This window comes from Psychromonas sp. SP041 (genome assembly GCF_000470315.2).
Taxonomy (GTDB): domain Bacteria; phylum Pseudomonadota; class Gammaproteobacteria; order Enterobacterales; family Psychromonadaceae; genus Psychromonas.
The window spans coordinates 1-720 of record NZ_CBRF02000105.1 but is presented as its reverse complement, the minus strand read 5'-3'; the positions used below and the strand labels follow the sequence as shown (position 1 = coordinate 720).

The following is a 720-nucleotide window of genomic DNA, read 5'->3' as shown; positions in this document are numbered from 1 at the left end:
CAATCGCTTGTGTCACTGACTCACCCTCTGGGTCAGTTGCAGTGAAGCTAATATTTTCAACACCATTGAAGTTATCAGTTGCACTCGTAAACGTTGCAATACCATCCACAATCGTCACGCCAATGTCTCTGTTACCCGCGACGCTGTACACCAAGTCTGCTGACACGGTTTCAGCGTCTGAGAAGTATTCTTTTAAATCAATGCTGTAATCAGCAAAGTCTTCGCTTTGAGTTTGGTCTGCAATAGATGTGCTGCTAATCGGTGTATCGTTCGCTGCCGTAATATCTATCGTAAACGTTGCAGTATCGCTTAAGGCATTCTCAATACCAGTGTCGCCGCCACTGTCCGTAACACGGACCGTGAAGGTTTCAGTGGTGTCGCTTGATAACGCATCAATCGCTGCTGCGTTTGGCGTAAAGCTGTAACTGCCATCGCTTGCTAAGGTTAATGTACCGTACGTACCCACATGAGTATCTGTGCCGTCAGTGAAGTCGTAAGTAAAGGCGCTATCATCAACGTCCGTTGCGGTTAACGTACCCGTGGTTGCATCAAAGCTATCCGCTGCTGCTGTATCAGTAATGGCAGTCGTCACATCCGCTAACGTCGGTGCATCATTTACTGGGTTAACAGTAAATACAATTGCTTGTGTCACTGACTCACCCTCTGGGTCAGTTGCAGTGAAGCTAATGTTTTCAACGCCATTGAAGTTATCAGTTGCGC

Annotated in this window: 1 protein-coding gene; it reads right to left on the bottom strand. The window is 47.1% G+C overall.

Translation table 11 applies throughout. The annotated features are described in order from the left end of the window. The coding region (locus tag SP041_RS20755) for an Ig-like domain-containing protein (protein ID WP_137298020.1) at positions 1-720 on the bottom strand (720 nt) is incomplete at both ends.